This window comes from Streptomyces sp. NPDC058758 (genome assembly GCF_042746075.1).
In the GTDB taxonomy this organism is placed as follows: domain Bacteria; phylum Actinomycetota; class Actinomycetes; order Streptomycetales; family Streptomycetaceae; genus Streptomyces.
In genome coordinates this window covers 1-16,132 of the sequence record NZ_JBHYPS010000042.1, presented here as the reverse complement: position 1 = coordinate 16,132, position 16,132 = coordinate 1, and the positions used below count along the sequence as shown (strand labels likewise).

General features: G+C 74.0%; 14 protein-coding genes. 8 read left to right on the top strand and 6 right to left on the bottom strand.

The genetic code is table 11. From position 1 onward, the window contains the following. Positions 1-10: 10 nt before the first annotated feature. The 4 genes from ACFW6A_RS33160 to ACFW6A_RS33145 all read left to right on the top strand — a co-directional run bounded on the left by ACFW6A_RS33160 (position 11) and on the right by ACFW6A_RS33145 (position 4,497). Positions 11-742 (top strand): ABC transporter ATP-binding protein, encoded by a 732-nt coding sequence (locus tag ACFW6A_RS33160; protein ID WP_386645224.1) that lies wholly within the window; start codon positions 11-13, stop codon positions 740-742. Beyond that, positions 739-3,087, top strand: a complete 2,349-nt coding sequence (locus tag ACFW6A_RS33155) for an FtsX-like permease family protein (protein ID WP_351842428.1) — start codon at positions 739-741, stop codon at positions 3,085-3,087. Before ACFW6A_RS33160 ends, ACFW6A_RS33155 begins: the two co-directional genes overlap by 4 nt. Positions 3,088-3,291: 204 nt before the next feature. After that, on the top strand, positions 3,292-3,963 hold the full coding sequence (locus ACFW6A_RS33150; protein WP_386645221.1) for an HdeD family acid-resistance protein: 672 nt from the start codon (positions 3,292-3,294) through the stop codon (positions 3,961-3,963). A 75-nt stretch (positions 3,964-4,038) separates the two neighbouring features. Further along, positions 4,039-4,497 carry an SHOCT domain-containing protein gene (locus ACFW6A_RS33145; protein WP_351842432.1) on the top strand — a complete coding sequence of 153 codons (459 nt, stop codon included), beginning with the start codon at positions 4,039-4,041 and terminating at the stop codon, positions 4,495-4,497. Positions 4,498-4,555: 58 nt separating this feature from the next. Here the strand turns inward: ACFW6A_RS33145 and ACFW6A_RS33140 are convergent, their stop codons facing one another. From ACFW6A_RS33140 to ACFW6A_RS33120, 5 genes are all read right to left on the bottom strand, one after another. Then, on the bottom strand, positions 4,556-5,998 hold the full coding sequence (locus tag ACFW6A_RS33140) for a cellulose binding domain-containing protein (protein ID WP_351842434.1): 1,443 nt from the start codon (positions 5,996-5,998) through the stop codon (positions 4,556-4,558). A 92-nt stretch (positions 5,999-6,090) separates the two neighbouring features. Further along, positions 6,091-7,731 carry a beta-N-acetylhexosaminidase gene (locus ACFW6A_RS33135; protein WP_386645219.1) on the bottom strand — a complete coding sequence of 547 codons (1,641 nt, stop codon included), beginning with the start codon at positions 7,729-7,731 and terminating at the stop codon, positions 6,091-6,093. Positions 7,732-7,851: 120 nt separating this feature from the next. Then, entirely contained in the window at positions 7,852-8,706 is an 855-nt protein-coding gene (locus tag ACFW6A_RS33130; protein WP_386645217.1) for a carbohydrate ABC transporter permease, read from the bottom strand. Continuing rightward, positions 8,703-9,647: a carbohydrate ABC transporter permease gene (locus ACFW6A_RS33125; protein ID WP_386483192.1), complete on the bottom strand. Its 945-nt coding sequence runs from the start codon at positions 9,645-9,647 to the stop codon at positions 8,703-8,705. The genes ACFW6A_RS33130 and ACFW6A_RS33125 overlap by 4 nt, the downstream gene beginning before the upstream one ends. A 3-nt stretch (positions 9,648-9,650) precedes the next feature. Beyond that, entirely contained in the window at positions 9,651-10,916 is a 1,266-nt protein-coding gene (locus ACFW6A_RS33120; RefSeq protein ID WP_386483189.1) for an extracellular solute-binding protein, read from the bottom strand. Between the two features lie 257 nt (positions 10,917-11,173). Between ACFW6A_RS33120 and ACFW6A_RS33115 the strand changes: the two genes are divergently transcribed. From ACFW6A_RS33115 to ACFW6A_RS33100, 4 genes are all read left to right on the top strand, one after another. After that, entirely contained in the window at positions 11,174-12,040 is an 867-nt protein-coding gene (locus tag ACFW6A_RS33115) for a GntR family transcriptional regulator (protein ID WP_351842605.1), read from the top strand. A gap of 140 nt (positions 12,041-12,180) precedes the next feature. Then, positions 12,181-12,582, top strand: coding sequence for a nuclear transport factor 2 family protein (locus ACFW6A_RS33110; RefSeq protein WP_386483186.1), 402 nt, complete (start codon positions 12,181-12,183; stop codon positions 12,580-12,582). A gap of 177 nt (positions 12,583-12,759) precedes the next feature. After that, entirely contained in the window at positions 12,760-13,062 is a 303-nt protein-coding gene (locus ACFW6A_RS33105; RefSeq protein ID WP_386645215.1) for a hypothetical protein, read from the top strand. Between the two features lie 362 nt (positions 13,063-13,424). After that, positions 13,425-14,267 carry a DUF4157 domain-containing protein gene (locus ACFW6A_RS33100; protein WP_351842446.1) on the top strand — a complete coding sequence of 281 codons (843 nt, stop codon included), beginning with the start codon at positions 13,425-13,427 and terminating at the stop codon, positions 14,265-14,267. Between the two features lie 115 nt (positions 14,268-14,382). Here the strand turns inward: ACFW6A_RS33100 and ACFW6A_RS33095 are convergent, their stop codons facing one another. Then, on the bottom strand, positions 14,383-15,738 hold the full coding sequence (locus ACFW6A_RS33095) for a hypothetical protein (RefSeq protein ID WP_351842448.1): 1,356 nt from the start codon (positions 15,736-15,738) through the stop codon (positions 14,383-14,385). Positions 15,739-16,132 lie beyond the last annotated feature (394 nt).

Below are 16,132 nucleotides of genomic sequence, written 5' to 3'. Positions count from 1 at the left end.
GGAGTTGCCGATGAACCGACCCGTGATCGAGCTGTGCGGGGTGAGCCGCCGGTACGGCGGCGGGCCGCCCGCCCTGGACGGGGTGTCGCTGACCGTGCGGCGGGGCGAGGCCGTCGCGATCGTCGGCCCCTCGGGCAGCGGCAAGTCGACGCTGCTCCACCTGATCGCGGGTCTGGACCGGCCCGACGAGGGGACCGTCACCGTGGACGGGGTGCGGGTGGACCGGCTGGGCGAGGCCGGGGCGGCGCTCCACCGGCGGGCGAAGGTCGGCATGGTCTTCCAGTTCTTCCACCTGCTCGACGACCTGACGGTCCTGGACAACGTGGTCCTGCCCGCGCGCCTGGCCGGTGCCGCCCGCGGCGGGGCCCGGCGGCGGGCGGCGGAGCTCCTGGAGGTGCTGGGCGTCGCCCGGCACGCCCGGGCCCTGCCGGGGCGGCTGTCCGGCGGCGAGCGGCAGCGGGTCGCGGTGGCCCGGGCGCTGATGAACCGGCCGGCGCTGCTCCTGGCCGACGAGCCGACGGGGGCCCTGGACACCGCCGCCGGGCAGGAGGTGGGCCGGCTGCTCTCCGCGCTGCACGCGGAGGGGCAGACCCTGGTGGTGGTCACCCACGATCCGGCGCTGGCCCGCTCCTGCACGCACCGCACGGTCCGGATCGCGGACGGCCGGGTCGTCGAGGACGTCCCCTCCCCGGGCCTCGGCACGGGACCGGGGACCGCGGACGCTCCGGGGGCCGTCCGATGAGCGCGCTCGGCGCGGTGGTGCGCTCGGGGGTGCGCGGGCGCCGGGTGCAGACGCTGGTGATCGCCCTGGCCGCGCTGATCGCGGTGGCCGCGTCCGTCCTCGGCGGGTCGCTGCTGGTGGTGTCGGGCGCGCCCTTCGACGACGCCTTCGCCCGGCAGCGCGGCGCGCACCTGTCGGTGCGGTTCGACGCGGGAAGGGTGGCGGCCGGGCGGCTGGCGGCGTCCGGGAGCGCCGAGGGGGTGAGCGGCGCGGCAGGCCCGTTCCGTACGGCGACGGTCGTCCCGCGGTCGGACGGCCCCGGCTCCGGGTGGCCGATGACCGTGGTCGGGCGGGGCGGCCCCGGCCGGGACGTGGACGAGGTGGAGCTGGTCGACGGGCGGTGGGCGGCCCGCCCGGGCGAGATCGTCCTGGCCGCCGGCTCCGCGCTGCCACCGGTCGTGGGTGCGGCGGTCTCCTTCCCTGACCTGCCGGGCGGTCCGGCCCTGACGGTGGTCGGGGTGGCGCGGTCGGTCACGGACACCGCCGACGCGTGGGTGGTGCCGTCGCAGATGCCGGCGCTCACCGCTCCCGGCGGCGGGGGCTTCCAGATGCTCTACCGCTTCGCCGAGGCGGACACGGCCGCCCAGGTCGCCGCGGGCGGCGGGGCCGTGACGGGCGGTCTGCCGCCGGGCGCGGTCCTCGGGCAGCGGTCGTGGCTCACCGTGCGGGAGGACGCCGCCCGCGACACCGCCGTCTACGTGCCGTTCCTGGTCGCGTTCGGCGCGCTGGGTCTGGTCATGTCGGTGCTCGTCGTCGGGAACGTCGTGGCGTCCGCCGTCGGCACGGCCACGCGCCGCATCGGCGTCCTGAAGGCCGTCGGCTTCACCCCGGGGCAGGTCGTGCGGGCGTACACGGGTCAGGCGCTGGTGCCGGCGGCGGTGGGTTCGGCGCTGGGCGTGCTCACCGGCCACGTGCTGGCCGTGCCGGTCCTGGCCGAGACCGGGGAGGTGTACGGCGCCTCGTCCGCCGGCGTCGTCCCCTGGGTCGACGGCGCGGTGGTCGCCGGGGTGCTGGGCCTGGTGGCCGTGACCGCGTGGGCGAGTGCCTGGCGGGCCGGGCGGCTGCGGACGGTCGACGCGCTCGCCGTCGGGCGCGCCGCCCCTGCGGGGCGGGGGCGGTGGGCCGCCCGGGCGGCCGGACGGCTGCCGTTGCCGCAGCCGGTCGCCCTGGGCCTGGTCCGGCCGTTCGCGCGGCCCGCCCGGGCCCTGGCCATGGGTGTGGCGGTCCTGTTCGGCACCGTCGCCGTCACGTTCACGGTGGGGATGGCCGGGTCGCTCGGCCGGGTGATGGAGGCCAGGGCCCATGACGCGGCCGACGTCGTCGTGTCCGGCCCCCGGCCGGAGCCCGGGCCGGGCGGACCCCGCTCCGGCGGGCCGCCGGTGGCTGACCCGGCGCGCGTCGCCGAGGCCGTCGGGTCCGCCGCCGGGACGGCGAAGCACTACGGCGCGGCGCGGCTCCGGGCGACGGTGGCCGGTGTGGGCGGTGTCGTCGACGTCGTCGCCTTCACCGGCGACGCCTCCTGGGGCGGCTACGCGATGGTCTCGGGCCGCTGGTTCGAGGGGCCGGGCGAAGCCGTGGTCCCGACGGCCTTCCTGTCCGCCACGGGCACGGGGATCGGAGACTCCGTCACCGTGGACGGCTTCGCCGCGCCGGTCACGGTCCGGATCGTGGGCGAGGTGCTCGACCCCCGCAACGACGGCAGGCAGGTCTTCACCGACGCCTCGTCGCTCGCGGCCGCGCGCCCCGACCTCACGGGGACGAGCCACCACATCGCGGTGCGGCCCGGCACCGACGTGTCCGCGTACGTCCGGGAACTGAACGGGAGGCTGGCGGGGGCGGGGGTCACCGCGCGGGCCGGCGGGCCCGGCGGGGGCAGTGACATGGTCGTCACGCTCAACGCCCTCTCGGTGGGCCTCACGCTGGTGCTCGTGGCCGTGGCCGCGCTCGGCGTGCTGAACGGCGTGCTGCTCGACACCCGCGAGCGCGTCCGGGAGATCGGGATCCACAAGGCTCTCGGCATGACCCCGCGGCAGACCGTCGCGATGGTCCTCACCTCCGTGGTCGTGACGGGGCTGGTCGCGGGCGCCGTGGGGGTGCCGCTCGGGATGCTGCTGCACGGGTGGGTCGTGCCCACGATGGGCGACGGCGCGGGCCTCCGCTTCCCCGGTTCCGTCCTCGCCGTCTACGACGCGGCCGAGGTGGTGCCGCTCGCCCTCGGCGGCCTGGTCATCGCCGTCCTGGGCGCCCTGCCGCCCGCCGGCTGGGCGGCCGGGGCCCGTACCGCCACGGCCCTGCGGACCGAGTGACCGGGGAGGGGCGGAGGAGGAAGAAGGGGCGGGGGCGGGGGCCTCCGTCCTGCTCCGTAGCTCGGCGCTGACGCTGCGCGAGACAGCCGACGCGCCACACGGTACGGTCAATACGCCACACATCGGATATTCCTTCCGGTTTTCGCCGGCTGGGATCCCGTGCCCTCCGGCCGCCCGCGCGGCACGGAGAGGAGAGGAGGAGACATGGCCTCTCCGTACGGTGCTCCGCCTCGCGGCGGACCCGCCGACGGGACGCGCGCGACCGCCGGCGCGTCCGACCCCGAGGAACAGCTGGAGCGGCTGGCACGGTCCTGGCTGTGGTTCCTGGGCGGGGCGATCGCCACCCTCGTGCCGGGCGTCCTGGCCCTGGTCTGGCCGGAGGCGACCCTCCACGTCCTGGGGGTGCTCGTCGGGCTGTACCTGCTGGTGTCCGGCGGGTTCCGCTTCGTCATGGTCTTCGGCCGCCGCGAGGCCGGCGAACGGCTGGCCGGCCTGCTGGTGGCCGTGCTGTTCGTCCTGGGCGGCGTGCTGTGCCTGCGCCACCCCCTCCAGACGATCGGCGCGCTGTCCCTCGTGGTGGGCGCGGTCTGGCTGGTCTCCGGCGTCGTCACGCTGTACGGCGCCCTCGCGGCCAAGGACCTGCCGCACCGCGGCCTGGTCATCTCGCTCGCCGTCCTCGGCATCACGGCGGGAATCGTGGTGCTGGCGATGCCGGCCGAGTCGGCCCGGGTCCTGACCCGGCTGCTCGGCCTCTGGCTCGTCCTGCTGGGCGTCGCCGAGACCGCGCTCGCCCTGGCCTGGCGGTCCGCCCTGCGCAAGGCGGGCATCACCGACGCGGACGGGCCGGACGGCCCGGACGCCCGCACCCCGGCCTGAGCGCCGGGGACGGCAACACACGGCGACGCCGCACCGCGGCTTCCCGGCCTCGCGGTTCCCAGAACGGAGAAGAGCATGTACCTGGCCTACGACTACCCCCTGCTCAGCGTGTTCTGGAGCATGCTCTGGTTCTTCCTGTGGATCCTGTGGTTCATCCTGCTGTTCCGGATCATCATGGACATCTTCCGGGACCACGAGATGAACGGATGGGCCAAGGCGGGCTGGCTGGCCTTCGTCATCCTGCTGCCGTTCCTCGGCGTGCTCGTGTACGTGATCGCCCGCGGCAAGGACATGGGGCGGCGCGAGATCGCCCAGGCGCGGGCCCAGCAACGGGACTTCGACGCGTACATCCGCGAGACCGCCTCGGGCGCGGCCCGGCCCAACAGCGTCGACGAACTGGCCAGGCTCTCCGAGCTGCGCTCGCGCGGCGACATCACGGAGGAGGAGTTCCTCAGGGCGAAGGCCCTCGTCCTGAACGACGCCCCGCCCGCGGCCTCCTCGCAGTCCACGGGGGCGACGACGCCCGGACGGTGACGCCCCGGAAGGACGTGAGGGGAGGGGCCCGCCGCGGCGGGCCCCTCCCCTCGGCGCGTCAGGACGCCGGGACCTGGTCGACGAAGGTCGTGCCGGCGGCGCGCAGGGCGGCGAGCTTCGCGGCGACCTGGGCCGGGGTGAGGACCTGGTCCTTGACGTGCAGGACGTAGTCGACCTGCTGGTCGTAGGCGCGCGGAGCGGTCGACGGCTGGCCGTTCAGGTCGATCAGCCACTGGTTGAAGTTGATGGACATGGGCCGTTCGGGCAGGTAGGCCGCGTCGTGGGTGCCGAAGACCGCGCCGTCGACGTAGTAGGTGATCCGGCTGTCGTCGATGGTGACGACCAGGTCGTGCCAGCCGGCGAAGCTGGTGCGGCTCTCGCTGTGCTGGTTGACCGCCTGCCAGGGGTCGGGGTTGTAGGTCTCCCAGGAGGTCGTGTAGAGGATGTTGCCCGGCTCGCCCCAGCCGCCGTTGGGCAGGTACTCGAAGTCGTACTCGGCGTAGTCGTCGGCCATCGGGGCCCTGAGGTCGTTGATGGTGAAGAAGGTCTGGACGACGCGGTCGCCGTCCGGGCCGTACTTGGGCGCGTCGGAGAACTTCACCCGGGCCGCGTAGGTGCCGTTCCTGAACTTCGTGGCCTTGGTCAGGACCTCGGTGTGCACGGTGCCCGCTCCGGTGCCGGCACTGGAGGTCTCCAGGTTCATCACCGTGTTCCCGCCCTGGTCGACGAAGGTGACCTTCGACGGGTCCCAGGTGGCTCCGGGGACACCGGGGCCGCCCGGGTTCGAGCGGACGCTCCATCCGTGCGAGGCGAGGGCCGGATCGGTGTACGAGGAGTACGAGAAGTCGTCGAAGAGGGTCTCGCCGTTGCCCGGGGGCGTGGTGGGCGGCGTCGTCGGCGGGGTGGTGGGCGGGTCGGTGGGCTCGTTGCCGGCGGGGGCGGTCCCCCACACGTTCACGCCGGCGAGCTGCGCGGTGACCTTGGTCCAGTCGGCGTACGCGCTCTGCGTGCCGCCGAAGGAGTAGTCGTCGCTCTGGTTCAGGGGCTGCCAGTTCGCCTGGTGGAAGCGCAGCTGCATGTCACCGGTGTCGGCACCGGGGGCGAGGGATCCGGCGGCGGAGGTGAAGCCGATCTCCAGGTAGCGGTCGGCGGTGGCGGTGGGGTGGGCGAGCGTGCCGAAGGTGCCGGTGACGGCCGAGCAGCCCCTGACCGCCCAGGAGCAGGCGAAGCGGTACGTGGCGGTCGGCGAGTCGGCCTTGAAGTAGTAGCGGATCTTGACCTGGTTCAGCGCCACGCCGGTGGTGCCGGTGTTGCGCACCTTCAGCCACGGCTCGCTCTGGTCGGCGGTGGCCCCGCCGGCGCCGGTGCGGTACTGGACGGCGACCCCGCCCTCGGAGGCGGAGGCGGTCGTGAGCGGGAAGGTAGCCAGGACGGCGCTGCCGACGATCGCGGTCAGCGCGAGGGCCGCCCGGGTGGCGCGGCTGGTGGCACGGGTGCTCATCAGACGGTTTCCTTTCGTTCGCTCCCGCCGGCCGGCGGGAGGGATCGGGGAGGGGAGGGGGAGGAAGCGGGAGGGGTGGGAGGACGGCCGGTTCACGCGGGGGCGGGGGCCGGCCGGGCCGGGAGGGCGTCGTGCGGTACGCCGAGCGCGGTCAGGCGGGAGCGGTGGCCGTCCAGCCGGGCGCGGAAGTCCCGCCAGTCGCCGGTCGCGGTCCACGCCCGCTCGGCGAGGGCGCACAGGCGGGGGTAGGTGAGGTACTCGATGTGCGCGGGCGTCGGGACGAACTCGGTCCACAGCTGTCCCTGGACGCCCAGGACCCTTCCGGCGAGTTCGGGCGCGTCGGGGGGCGGCAGCAGGTCGACGCCGTACACGCTCCGCAGGTCGGTGGTGTGGCCCGGCTGGGCGGCCGGCTCGTCGGGGCCGGGCGCGCGGGCGTAGTCGAAATAGGTGCGGCGGTGGTCGGCGTGGATGACCTCGTGGCCCCGGCGGGCGGCGGCCCAGGCGTGCTCGGGGGTGCGCCAGCTCATCACCGCGCAGGACAGGGGCAGGGTGGCGCCGTCCTCGGCCCAGGCGACCGGGCGGCGGCCCGCCCGGTCGACGTGGTCGGCCATCCGGGCCATGAACCAGCCGTGCAGTTCGCGCGGGCCCGCCAGTCCCTCGCGGGCCGCGCGGGCGATCGCCTCCGGGCTGGACTCCCACTCGCCGGTGGGGACTTCGTCGCCGCCGAGGTGGACGTACGGGGCGGGGAAGAGGTCCATCACCTCGTCCAGGACGGTGCGGAAGAAGTCCAGGACGTGGTCGCCGACGCCGAGCACGGTGGGGCAGACGCCCCACTCGGTCCACACGTCGAGCCGCCGGTCCGGGAAGTTGCCCAGCTCGGGGTAGGCGGCGAGGGCGGACCGCGTGTGTCCCGGCACGCTGATCTCGGGCACGACGGCGACCCCTCGCGCGGCGGCGTAGGAGACGAGGCCGGCGAGTTCCGCGCGGGTGTACGCGCCGCCGTGCGCGCGTCCGTCGAAACGGCCGCTGCCCGCGGGGCCCACCATCGACTGCGCCCGCCGGCTTCCGGTCCCGGTGAGTCCCGGGTAGGCCTCGACCGGCATCCGCCAGCCCTGGTCGTCGGTGAGGTGGAGCTGGAGCACGTTCAGCTTGTGGAGGGCGAGGAGGTCGACGAAGCGGCGGAGGTAGGACACGGGCTGGAAGTGCCGGGCGACGTCGAGGAGCATGCCGCGCCAGGGGTGCGCGGGGACGTCCGTGATCTCGACGCCGGGCAGTTCGACCCGGGGCGGCGGGGCTCCGGGCGGGGCGCTCCCCGGGGGCTCGGAGCCGTACGTACCGGAGCCGTACGGGCCGGAGTTCCGGCCGGTCGGGGCGGTGAGGACTTCGGGGGGCAGGAGCTGGCGCACCGTCTGGACGCCGCGGAGGAGGCCGGTGGGGCGGGCGGCGCGCAGGAGCACTCCGTGGGCGGCGACGGTGAGTCCGTACCCCTCCTCCCCGAGGCCGGTGAGGGCGGGGTCGAGCGCGAGGACGAAGGTGCCGTCCTCGGCGTGCTCCAGGCGCAGGCCGGTCGCGGGGGTCAGGTAGCCGCGCAGGAGGTCGGCGGCCCGTTCGGCGCCGGGGGCGACGCGCAGGCGGGTGGCGGTGTCGAGGGGGAAGCGCCCGGGGCGGGGCGAGAGCCGGCCGGGGCGGGGCACGAGGGTGAGCTCGGGGCGGGTGGGGCGGGGCAGGTCCACGGGGCGGGTCTCCAGTGTTCTGCGGGGCGCGCGGTCCGTGCGCCGGCCGTCCGCGGGGCGGGGCGGCGGGCGCCGGGTGCCGCGCGGCACGGGAGCGGCGGGGTGGCGGTGGCGTGTCGGTCAGCCCTTGACGCCTCCGGCGGTGGGGCCCGAGGTCACGTGGCGTTGCAGGGCGAGGAAGACGACGAGCGCGGGGAGCGCGAAGAGGGTGGAGGCGGCCATGGTGGCCCCCCAGTCCGTGCCGAAGGTGGTCTGGAAGGAGGAGAGCCAGACCGGCAGGGTGCGGCTGTCCTGCTGCTTGATGATGAGGAAGTTGGCGTAGGTGAACTCGTTCCAGGCGGTGATGAAGCCGAAGAGCGAGGTGGCCATCAGGCCGGGGGCGAGCAGGGGGAAGGCGATCCGGCGGAAGGCGCCCACGCGGGTGCAGCCGTCGACCTGGGCCGCCTCCTCCAGTTCGGGCGGGATGCCGGCGATGAAGCCGCGGAGCACGACCACCGTGAACGGCAGGGTGATCATGAAGTACACGAGGGTGAGGGTCGGCAGCCGGTCGAGCATGTGCGTGTCGCGGGAGATGATGTAGATCGGGATGACCAGCGATTCCCACGGCGCCATCTGGGCGATGAAGACCGCCAGCATGAACGGGCGGCGGCCGCGCCAGCGCAGCCGGGCGACGGCGTACGCCGCGCCGAGGGCGACGATCAGGGCGAGGAGGACGGCGCCGAGGGTGACGAGGACGCTGTTGCGCCAGAACAGGGCGAAACCGTCGGCCTGGACCGCGGTGCGGAAGTGGTCGAGGGTCCACTCCCGCGGGATGAGGCGGGGTTCGTAGGACTGGATGTCGCGGGAGGGCCTGAAGGCGGTCGCGAGCATCCAGTAGACGGGGAAGAGGCAGATCGCCACGGTCAGCGTGGCGGCCGCGAGGAGCGGGAGCCGGCGGAGCGCGCGCCGGGGGGCGTGCCTGCGGGTCGGGGTCACGGGTGGTCCCCCTCCTGGCGGAAGAGCCGGCGGAAGTAGAGGACGAGGACGCCGCTCATCAGCAGGACGGTGACCATGGAGGCGGCCGAGCCCAGGTCGTAGCGCTGGTTGGCGAGGGCGGTCTGGACGGCGTACACGGGCAGGATGGTGGTCGCGTCGCCGGGGCCGCCCCGGGTCATCACCCAGATCTGCACGAAGGCCTTGAAGGTCCAGATGACCTCCAGGGAGAGCACGAGCATGAAGATCGGGCGGACGAGGGGGAAGGTCACGGAGCGGAAGAGGGTCCACGCCCCGGCGCCGTCGAGGCGGGCGGATTCGTGGAGTTCCCCGGGGACCGTGGTGAGGGCCGAGTAGAGGGTGATGGCGGCGAAGGGCACCGACTGCCAGACGATGAGGGCGACGAGGATCGTGAAGGCGGCGGGACCGTCGGCGAGCCAGGTGTAGCCCTCGAAGGAGCTGAGGCCGAGATCGGTGAGGGTTTCGTTGACGATGCCGAACTCGGAGTGGAAGAGCCACTGGAAGACGGTGGTGGCGGCCACCACGGGCACCGCCCACACCAGGACCAGCGAGCCGAGGACCACGGCCCGGCCGACCCTGCCGAGGCGTTCGATCATCAGGGCGACCAGCGTCGCGAGGAGCATGATGGCCGCGGCGTTGACGGCCATGAAGAGGAAGGTGCGGCGGACGACGTCCCAGAACCTCGGGTCGCTCAGCAGGGTCTGGTAGTTGCGCAGTCCCACGAACTCGGCGTCGCCCCTGATCAGTTCGCGCAGCCGGAAGTCCTGGAAGGAGATGAGCAGGGCGCGGCCGAAGGGGTAGAGCAGGAGGTAGAGCATGCCCAGGACCGCCGGGGCGATCAGCAGGTACGGGCCGGGGGCGGGGCGACGGCCGGAGGCGGGGCGGCGGCCGGGGGACGGTCGCCGGGAGGGTCTGGCGGACACGGGTCAGGATCCGCTGTTCAGGGTCGTGGTGATGGCGGAGGAGGCCGCGGCCGCCGCGGCCGCCGGGTCGCGTCCGGTGAGCACGGCCGTCATGTAGTCCTTGATGGGGTTCTTGGCCTCGACCGCGGCCCACTGGGGGGTGTTGGGGGTGGCGTGGCCGTTGGCGGCGCCGACCGCCATGGCCGCGGCGCCGGGGTCGGAGGCGACGGCGGTGGCGAGGTCGGTCCTGTTCGGGACGTAGCTCATCGCGAGGGCGAGCTTCGTCTGCCAGGCCTCGCCGGTGAGTTCCTCGATGAAGGTGTAGGCCTCGTCCTGGTGTTTCGCGACGGCGGGGACGACGAGGTCGGAGCCGCCGGTGAAGACGGCGCCGGGGGTGTCGGCGGTCTTGCCGGGGATGGGGAAGAAGCCCAGCTTGCCCTTGAGGGCGGGGTTCTTCTGCGCGATGACGCCGGCGCCGCCGGGAGTGGCGATGACCTGGGCGACCCGGCCCTGGGCGACGACGTCCGCCTGGAGGGGGCGGGACTCGTCGGAGTCCTTGGGGCCCTTGCCGAGCGCCTGGAGCCGCCGGTAGAAGTCCATGGCTCTCAGGGCTTCGGGGCTGTCCAGTCCTCCCTTCCACTTCCCGCCCTCCTGGAGGGCGAGGTCGCCGCCCTCGTCCCAGACGAAGCCGGCGAGGGCGAACCAGTTCTGGCCGGGGAGGTAGATGCCCTGGACGCCGTCCTTGTTCAGCTTCTCCGTGGCGGCGATCCACTGGTCGCGCGTCTTGATGGCGGTGGCGTCGACGCCCGCCTTCCGGAAGAGGTCGGTGCGGTAGACGACGACCCGGTTGGCGGCGTAGTAGGGGATGCCGTACTGCTTCCCGTCCCAGGCTCCGGGCTCGGCGAGGCCGTCCAGCCAGAGGTCGCCGCCGAGCTCGTCGACCTTGTCGGTGAAGTCGGTCAGTCCGCCGCTCTGGGCGTACTGGGCGACCTGGGTGTTGCCGACCTCGATGACGTCCGGGGCGTCGTTGCTGGCCAGGGCGGCGGTGACCTTCTCGCCGATGCCCTCCCACTCCTGTGTCTGGATCTTGAGGTCGATCTCCGGGTGGGCCTTCTCGAATCCCGCCTCGAACTCCTTCTGGAAGGCCTCCGAGACGCTGTCGCGCATCAGCCAGACGTCGAGGACGGTGGGCCCGCCGGCGTTCCGTCCGTCGTCGGACGAGGAACAGGAGACGAGGCCGGCGCCGCTCAGCAGCAGGGCGCCGAGCAGGGCGAGGGGGCGGTGCTTCACGATTCACCTCTGGGGGGAGCCTGGGAACGGAGGGAAACCCGAGCTGACCACTTGCCCACTCGGGGTTTACCAGTTGGCGCGAGACGAAGGTGGCATGGACCAATGTCGCCGTCAACCCCCGCAACCCAGAGGGGTTTTGGCCACCATCCGGCCGGAAGCGGGTGCGTGAACCCTGCATCCACCGCATCGTTGCCGCTTGACCAGTGGACCAGTTATGGTTGACCAGCGAACTTCCCGACGACGAACGAGAGCCCCGTATGGAGATCGACGCGGCAGCCTCCGGCGCGATGCTCAAGCGCGAGCGGGTCCGTGACGCGATCCTCGAACTCATCGAGGCAAGGCGCCCCGGCGACGCCATCCCCTCCGAGCGCGCCCTCTGCGCCGACCTCGGCGTCTCGCGCCCCACCCTGCGCGCGGCCGTCGACGAACTGGTCGTCGCGGGGCTCCTGGTGCGCGAGCACGGCCGGGGCATGTTCGTCGCCGCGGAGAAGATCACCCAGGAGCTGATCTCCGACCGGAACGCCTTCAGCCTCCCGCAGGCAGGTGGCGTCTGGACCAGCAGACTGCTGGAGTTCAGCACCCTCCCGGCCGGCCCGCGCGTCAGCCGCAAGCTCCGGATCTCCCCAGCCGCCGAGATCCTCTACGTCGCCCGGCTGCGCCTGGTGGACGGCTCCCCGATGGCCATCGAGCACCTCCACGTCCGCGCCGACCTCGCCCCCGGCCTGACCGCCGGGGAACTCGAACAGGGCGACCTCTACGAGCACCTCAGGGACCACCACGGCGTCCAGGTGAGCGAGGCCGTGCAGTCCATCGAGCCCACCGTCGTCACCCGCGCCGAGGCCGACCTGCTCGACGTGCCGGAACTGTCCCCCGCCCTCCTGTTCGAGCGGCTCACCACGGATTCCCGCGGCCGCGCGGTGGAGTACGTGCACTCGCTCTACCGCGGCGACCGCTACCGCATCGTCTCCCGCCTCACCCTCGGCTCCGGCGAGGAGCGGCCCGGCGCCCGCGACGAGCGGCCCCCGGCGAAGCGGGGCCACCACCCGGGCATCCCCCCGGGGGACTTCACCGGCGGCGATCCGGTCCCCTTCTCCACCCGGGGCGTCGTGCAGCAGAACCCCTGAGGAACGGCCGGCGGGCTTGCCGCGCGGTGCGTGCCGCCGCACGGCAAGCCCGTCGAGTCGAGAGGAAGGGTGGACAGGCCCCCTCCTCCGCCATACCCTCCAAGTCACTTATTCACTTAATTGACTATGGAGACGCGCCCGTGCACCCCTTCCGCCAGGCCGTGGAGCAGCGCGACGAGGCCGCCATCGAGGCCCTGCTGGCAGAGGACGTCGTCTTCACCAGCCCCATCGCCTTCAAGCCGTACCCGGGCAAGGCCCTCACCGCCGCGGTCCTGCGCGGGGTGATGCGCGTCCTCGACGACTTCACCTACGTCCGCGAGATCGCGGACCCGAACGGCCGCGACCACGCCCTCGTCTTCACCGCCACCGTCGACGGCCGGCAGATCCAGGGCTGCGACTTCCTCCACTGCGACGAGGACGGCAGGATCGACGACTTCACCGTCATGGTCCGCCCCCTCTCCGCCGCGCAGGCCCTCGCCGCCGCGATGGGCGCGCAGTTCGACCGCATCGCGCGCGAAGCCTCCGAAGCGGCCGGTGCGTGACCGGCGTCGGGCCGGGCGCCGGGCCCAGCGCTCGGACGGACGGCCCCGCCCCACGGCAGGGTCCTCCTGCGCCTGGAGAGTGAATCCGGGCGGCTCAAGTGGATCTTGGACATCGCGCACCGGTAGCTGTGGAGCGAGCCCGCGTCCGATGCGGGATCTTCTGCGATGAGGATGACCATGCGTACACGAGCAGTTCTGATCTCCCTGGTCGCGGTGGGCGCCGTGCTCGGCCTGGGCGGATCCGCCCAGGCCGCCGCCTCCGGCGACGTCGTCGTCTTCTCGACCGAGGTCCAGCCGCTGGACGTCTACCGCGACCCGGCCGGCTGTCAGCAGCTGCCCACCGCGGCCCACGTGCTGACGAACCGGACGGACGGGCCGGTGAGGATCTACGGCAACCCGTTCTGCCTCGGGCCGTCGGTCGTCGTCCAGCCCGGCTACGGAACCCACGTGCCCGGCGGCGCCGGTTCGTTCTCCGCCTGAGCCGGCACCGGCCTCCCGGGACCGCTCGACGCCCGCCGTCACTCGTTCGGGTCATGCCTTCCGGAGCGGTTCGCCGCGGGGGGCGCGCGGCCGTTACGGTGGGAAGCGCGGAGGGAGAGCCGACTGGTCGTTGGACCCTTGCTCCGCTCGTGCCCCACACCTCCGGGTGTGGGGCACAGTCATGTGCGGAGGACGGAGGTCCTCGCCGCCCCGGCACGGTCGTGCGCGAAGGGGCAGGGCTTCCTGCCCCCGGCGGCACGGGCGCGGCCTGGACGGGGGCACGGACGGATGGGGACGCTGGGATGCGGGGGCCTCGCCGCCCCCGTGGAGGACGCCTTCGGGGACCGTTCGGGGAGCTGACGATGAGTGCGTACGAGCACGAGCACGGCCATGAGTACGACCGCGACCACCACCAGGAGCACGGCCCCGGGCCCTCGGGGGACGACCGGCTCCGTGACGACCGGGCCCAGGACGGCGGCCCCGGCGCGGCGCGGCTCTTCGAGGCCGCCGCGACCGGGCGCACCGACGTGGTCGGCGCGTCCGGACTCGGGGCGCTCCAGCGGGCCGTGGGCAACGGGGCCGTCGGGGCGATGGTCCAGCGCAGCCGGAGCGCGGCGCCCGAGGCGGCCGAGGAGGGCGCCCGGTCGCCGGTGCACGACGTGCTGGCCTCGGGCGGCGGACAGCCGCTCGACGCCGCGACCCGCGGCGACATGGAGGCCCGGATGGGCGCCGACTTCTCCGACGTGCGGATCCACACCGACGCCGCCGCGGACGCCTCCGCCAAGGGCATCGGCGCGCACGCCTACACGGTGGGCAACAACGTCGTGTTCCAGCGGGAGGCCTACGATCCGGCCTCGCCGCAGGGGCGTACGACGCTGGCGCACGAGCTGACCCATGTGATCCAGCAGCGCAGCGGGCCGGTCGAGGGCTCGGAGGCGCCCGGCGGAATCCGGGTGAGCGACCCCTCGGACCGCTTCGAGCGGGAGGCCGTCGCCAACGCGGAGCGGGTGCTGGCGGAGCCCGCCGCCCCCTCCCCCACGTCTGCGCCGGTTCCGGCGCCGGCGCCCGCTTCCCCGTCCTCCGCGCCCGCCGTGCAGCGGGCCGCCGCGGAGGACGAGGACGAGCAACCCGCCGACGTCCAGGGGTCGTTCGTACAGCGGGCGGAGGAGGCGGGCGCCGAGGAGGAAGAGGCCCCCTCCGCGTAGACCGGCCCGTGGGGTCGGGTCGGCTCGCGTGGTCCGGCCGGCTCGCGTGGTCGGGTCGGTTCGCGTGGTCGGGCCGGCCCGCGCAGTCCGGCCGGCTCGCCCGGGTGGCGGGGCCTCAGGGCTTGACGGACTCCATGGTTCCGCCGACGAAGAGGAACGCGGCGCACCGGCCGGGGGCCGGGGCGTTGACCGGGCGGCCGACCTTGCGGCAGTCGACGGTCATCGTCACCTCGCCACCGGCGGGCACGATGACCGGGGTGACGAAGTGCTGGTCGGCGTCGCGGAAGTTCTCCAGGGCCATGGTCAGGAGGCGGTCGCCCCCGTCGCCGGTGATGACGACGGTGCCCGCGTCGCCCTGCGGGTTCTGGACCACGATGTCGGTGAGCCGGAAGGACTTCCCGGCCGGCACGGTCAGCGCCGTACCGCTCCGCGATCCGCCCCCGACGGCGTCCCTGACCTGCACCTGCGCGCTGGTCGGCACGGGGGGCGGCAGCGGCTTCGCGGTCGCCTTCGCGCTGGGCTTCGGACTCGGCCTGACGCTCGGCTTCGCGCTCGGCGTGGGGGCGGTCGTCGGCGGGGGCGTGGGCGTGGCCGAGGCACCGCCGGAGCCGCCGGAGCCGCCGGAGCCGTCCGTCAGGCCGCCGCCCTGGCCGGGGCCGGAGGTCGCGGAGGCGATGACCTCGGGGGTGATCGCCTCGCGGGCCGCCGACTTCACCGCCGGCCGGAGCATGCCGTACCAGAAACCGGCCAGGATCAGGGCGAGGAGGCAGGCGAGGACCAGGGCGCGCGGCAGCCAGCGCGGGAGGATCGCCTCCTGCTGGTAGGAGCCGTCGAGCACGACGGGCGCGGCCGGTTCCCCGTCCTCGGGGGCGGGCGGCGCGACGACGGCCTGGAAGGTGTGGACGACCGGGGTGCCGCGCCACAGGCGCTTGGCGGGCTTGACGCGCAGTTCGGCGAAGGCGGCGCGGCCCGGTCCGACGGTCAGTTCCGGCCGGGTGAAGGTGATCGCGGCCCGCTCGGTGCCGGAGCGGGCGGTGAGCGCGACGGTGAGCGGGGCGTTGCCGCGGTTGTCGACCGCGATCTTGTGGGCGCCGCGCCACACGCCGTGCGAGCCCCTGGGGACCAGTTCGCCGGTGACCTCGGTGAACGGGGCGACCGTCACCCGGCCCTCGGGGACGACGGGTTCGGCGTGGTCGCTGGTGGGGACCACCCGGATGCCGAAGGGCGTCTCGCCCGCGGGCACGGACGGGTCGCGGGGCGGCCGGAAGGAGACGGAGACGGTCTCCGCGCTGCCGGGGTACAGGGAGAGGGTCGCCGGTTCCACCGTCGTCCAGGCGGCACAGGCTCCGGCCACCTCGAAGCGGTACTCCTCCACGGTGGTTCCGGAGTTGCGCACCCGAAGAGGGAGGCTCGTCTCTTCGCCGGGTACGGCGGTGACGGACGATGCGTCGAGGCTTGCCGTAAGACTCATGGGCGCACCGTAGGGTTCGGGCCTCTCCACGGCATCGTCAGGGAAGGAACACTTTCGGGCAGATTCAGTGCCCGAAGCAACGATTCAGTTTTCGTGACGAGCAGTCAGGGAATTTCCCGTCCGCCGAACCACCAGAGAGACTGGCGTTGTCGACGTTGCCGGTGGTCGCCACGGGGGCCCACGCGTCGCCCGCGTCGGCCTCCGCTTGCCCGGGGGGAGCCGGACCATGGAACGCACGGCGGTAGCACTGCGCGCGCAGGACCCGATCTCGCAGGCGGGGGTGACGAGCCAGTTACGCACCCGGCCCGAGATCAACGTGACGGAATGGAGCGAGACGGCGGACCCCGCGCCCGAGGTCGTCGTGCTCGTGGTGGACACGGTCGACGAGGACGTG

Coding starts and splice junctions, on each gene's coding strand:
- ACFW6A_RS33115 (WP_351842605.1), top strand. CDS start 11,174: ATGGAGATCGACGCGGCAGCCTCCGGCGCGATGCTCAAGCGCGAGCGG.
- ACFW6A_RS33145 (WP_351842432.1), top strand. CDS start 4,039: ATGTACCTGGCCTACGACTACCCCCTGCTCAGCGTGTTCTGGAGCATG.
- ACFW6A_RS33140 (WP_351842434.1), bottom strand. CDS start 5,998: ATGAGCACCCGTGCCACCAGCCGCGCCACCCGGGCGGCCCTCGCGCTG.
- ACFW6A_RS33150 (WP_386645221.1), top strand. CDS start 3,292: ATGGCCTCTCCGTACGGTGCTCCGCCTCGCGGCGGACCCGCCGACGGG.
- ACFW6A_RS33160 (WP_386645224.1), top strand. CDS start 11: ATGAACCGACCCGTGATCGAGCTGTGCGGGGTGAGCCGCCGGTACGGC.
- ACFW6A_RS33105 (WP_386645215.1), top strand. CDS start 12,760: ATGCGTACACGAGCAGTTCTGATCTCCCTGGTCGCGGTGGGCGCCGTG.
- ACFW6A_RS33100 (WP_351842446.1), top strand. CDS start 13,425: ATGAGTGCGTACGAGCACGAGCACGGCCATGAGTACGACCGCGACCAC.
- ACFW6A_RS33155 (WP_351842428.1), top strand. CDS start 739: ATGAGCGCGCTCGGCGCGGTGGTGCGCTCGGGGGTGCGCGGGCGCCGG.
- ACFW6A_RS33095 (WP_351842448.1), bottom strand. CDS start 15,738: ATGAGTCTTACGGCAAGCCTCGACGCATCGTCCGTCACCGCCGTACCC.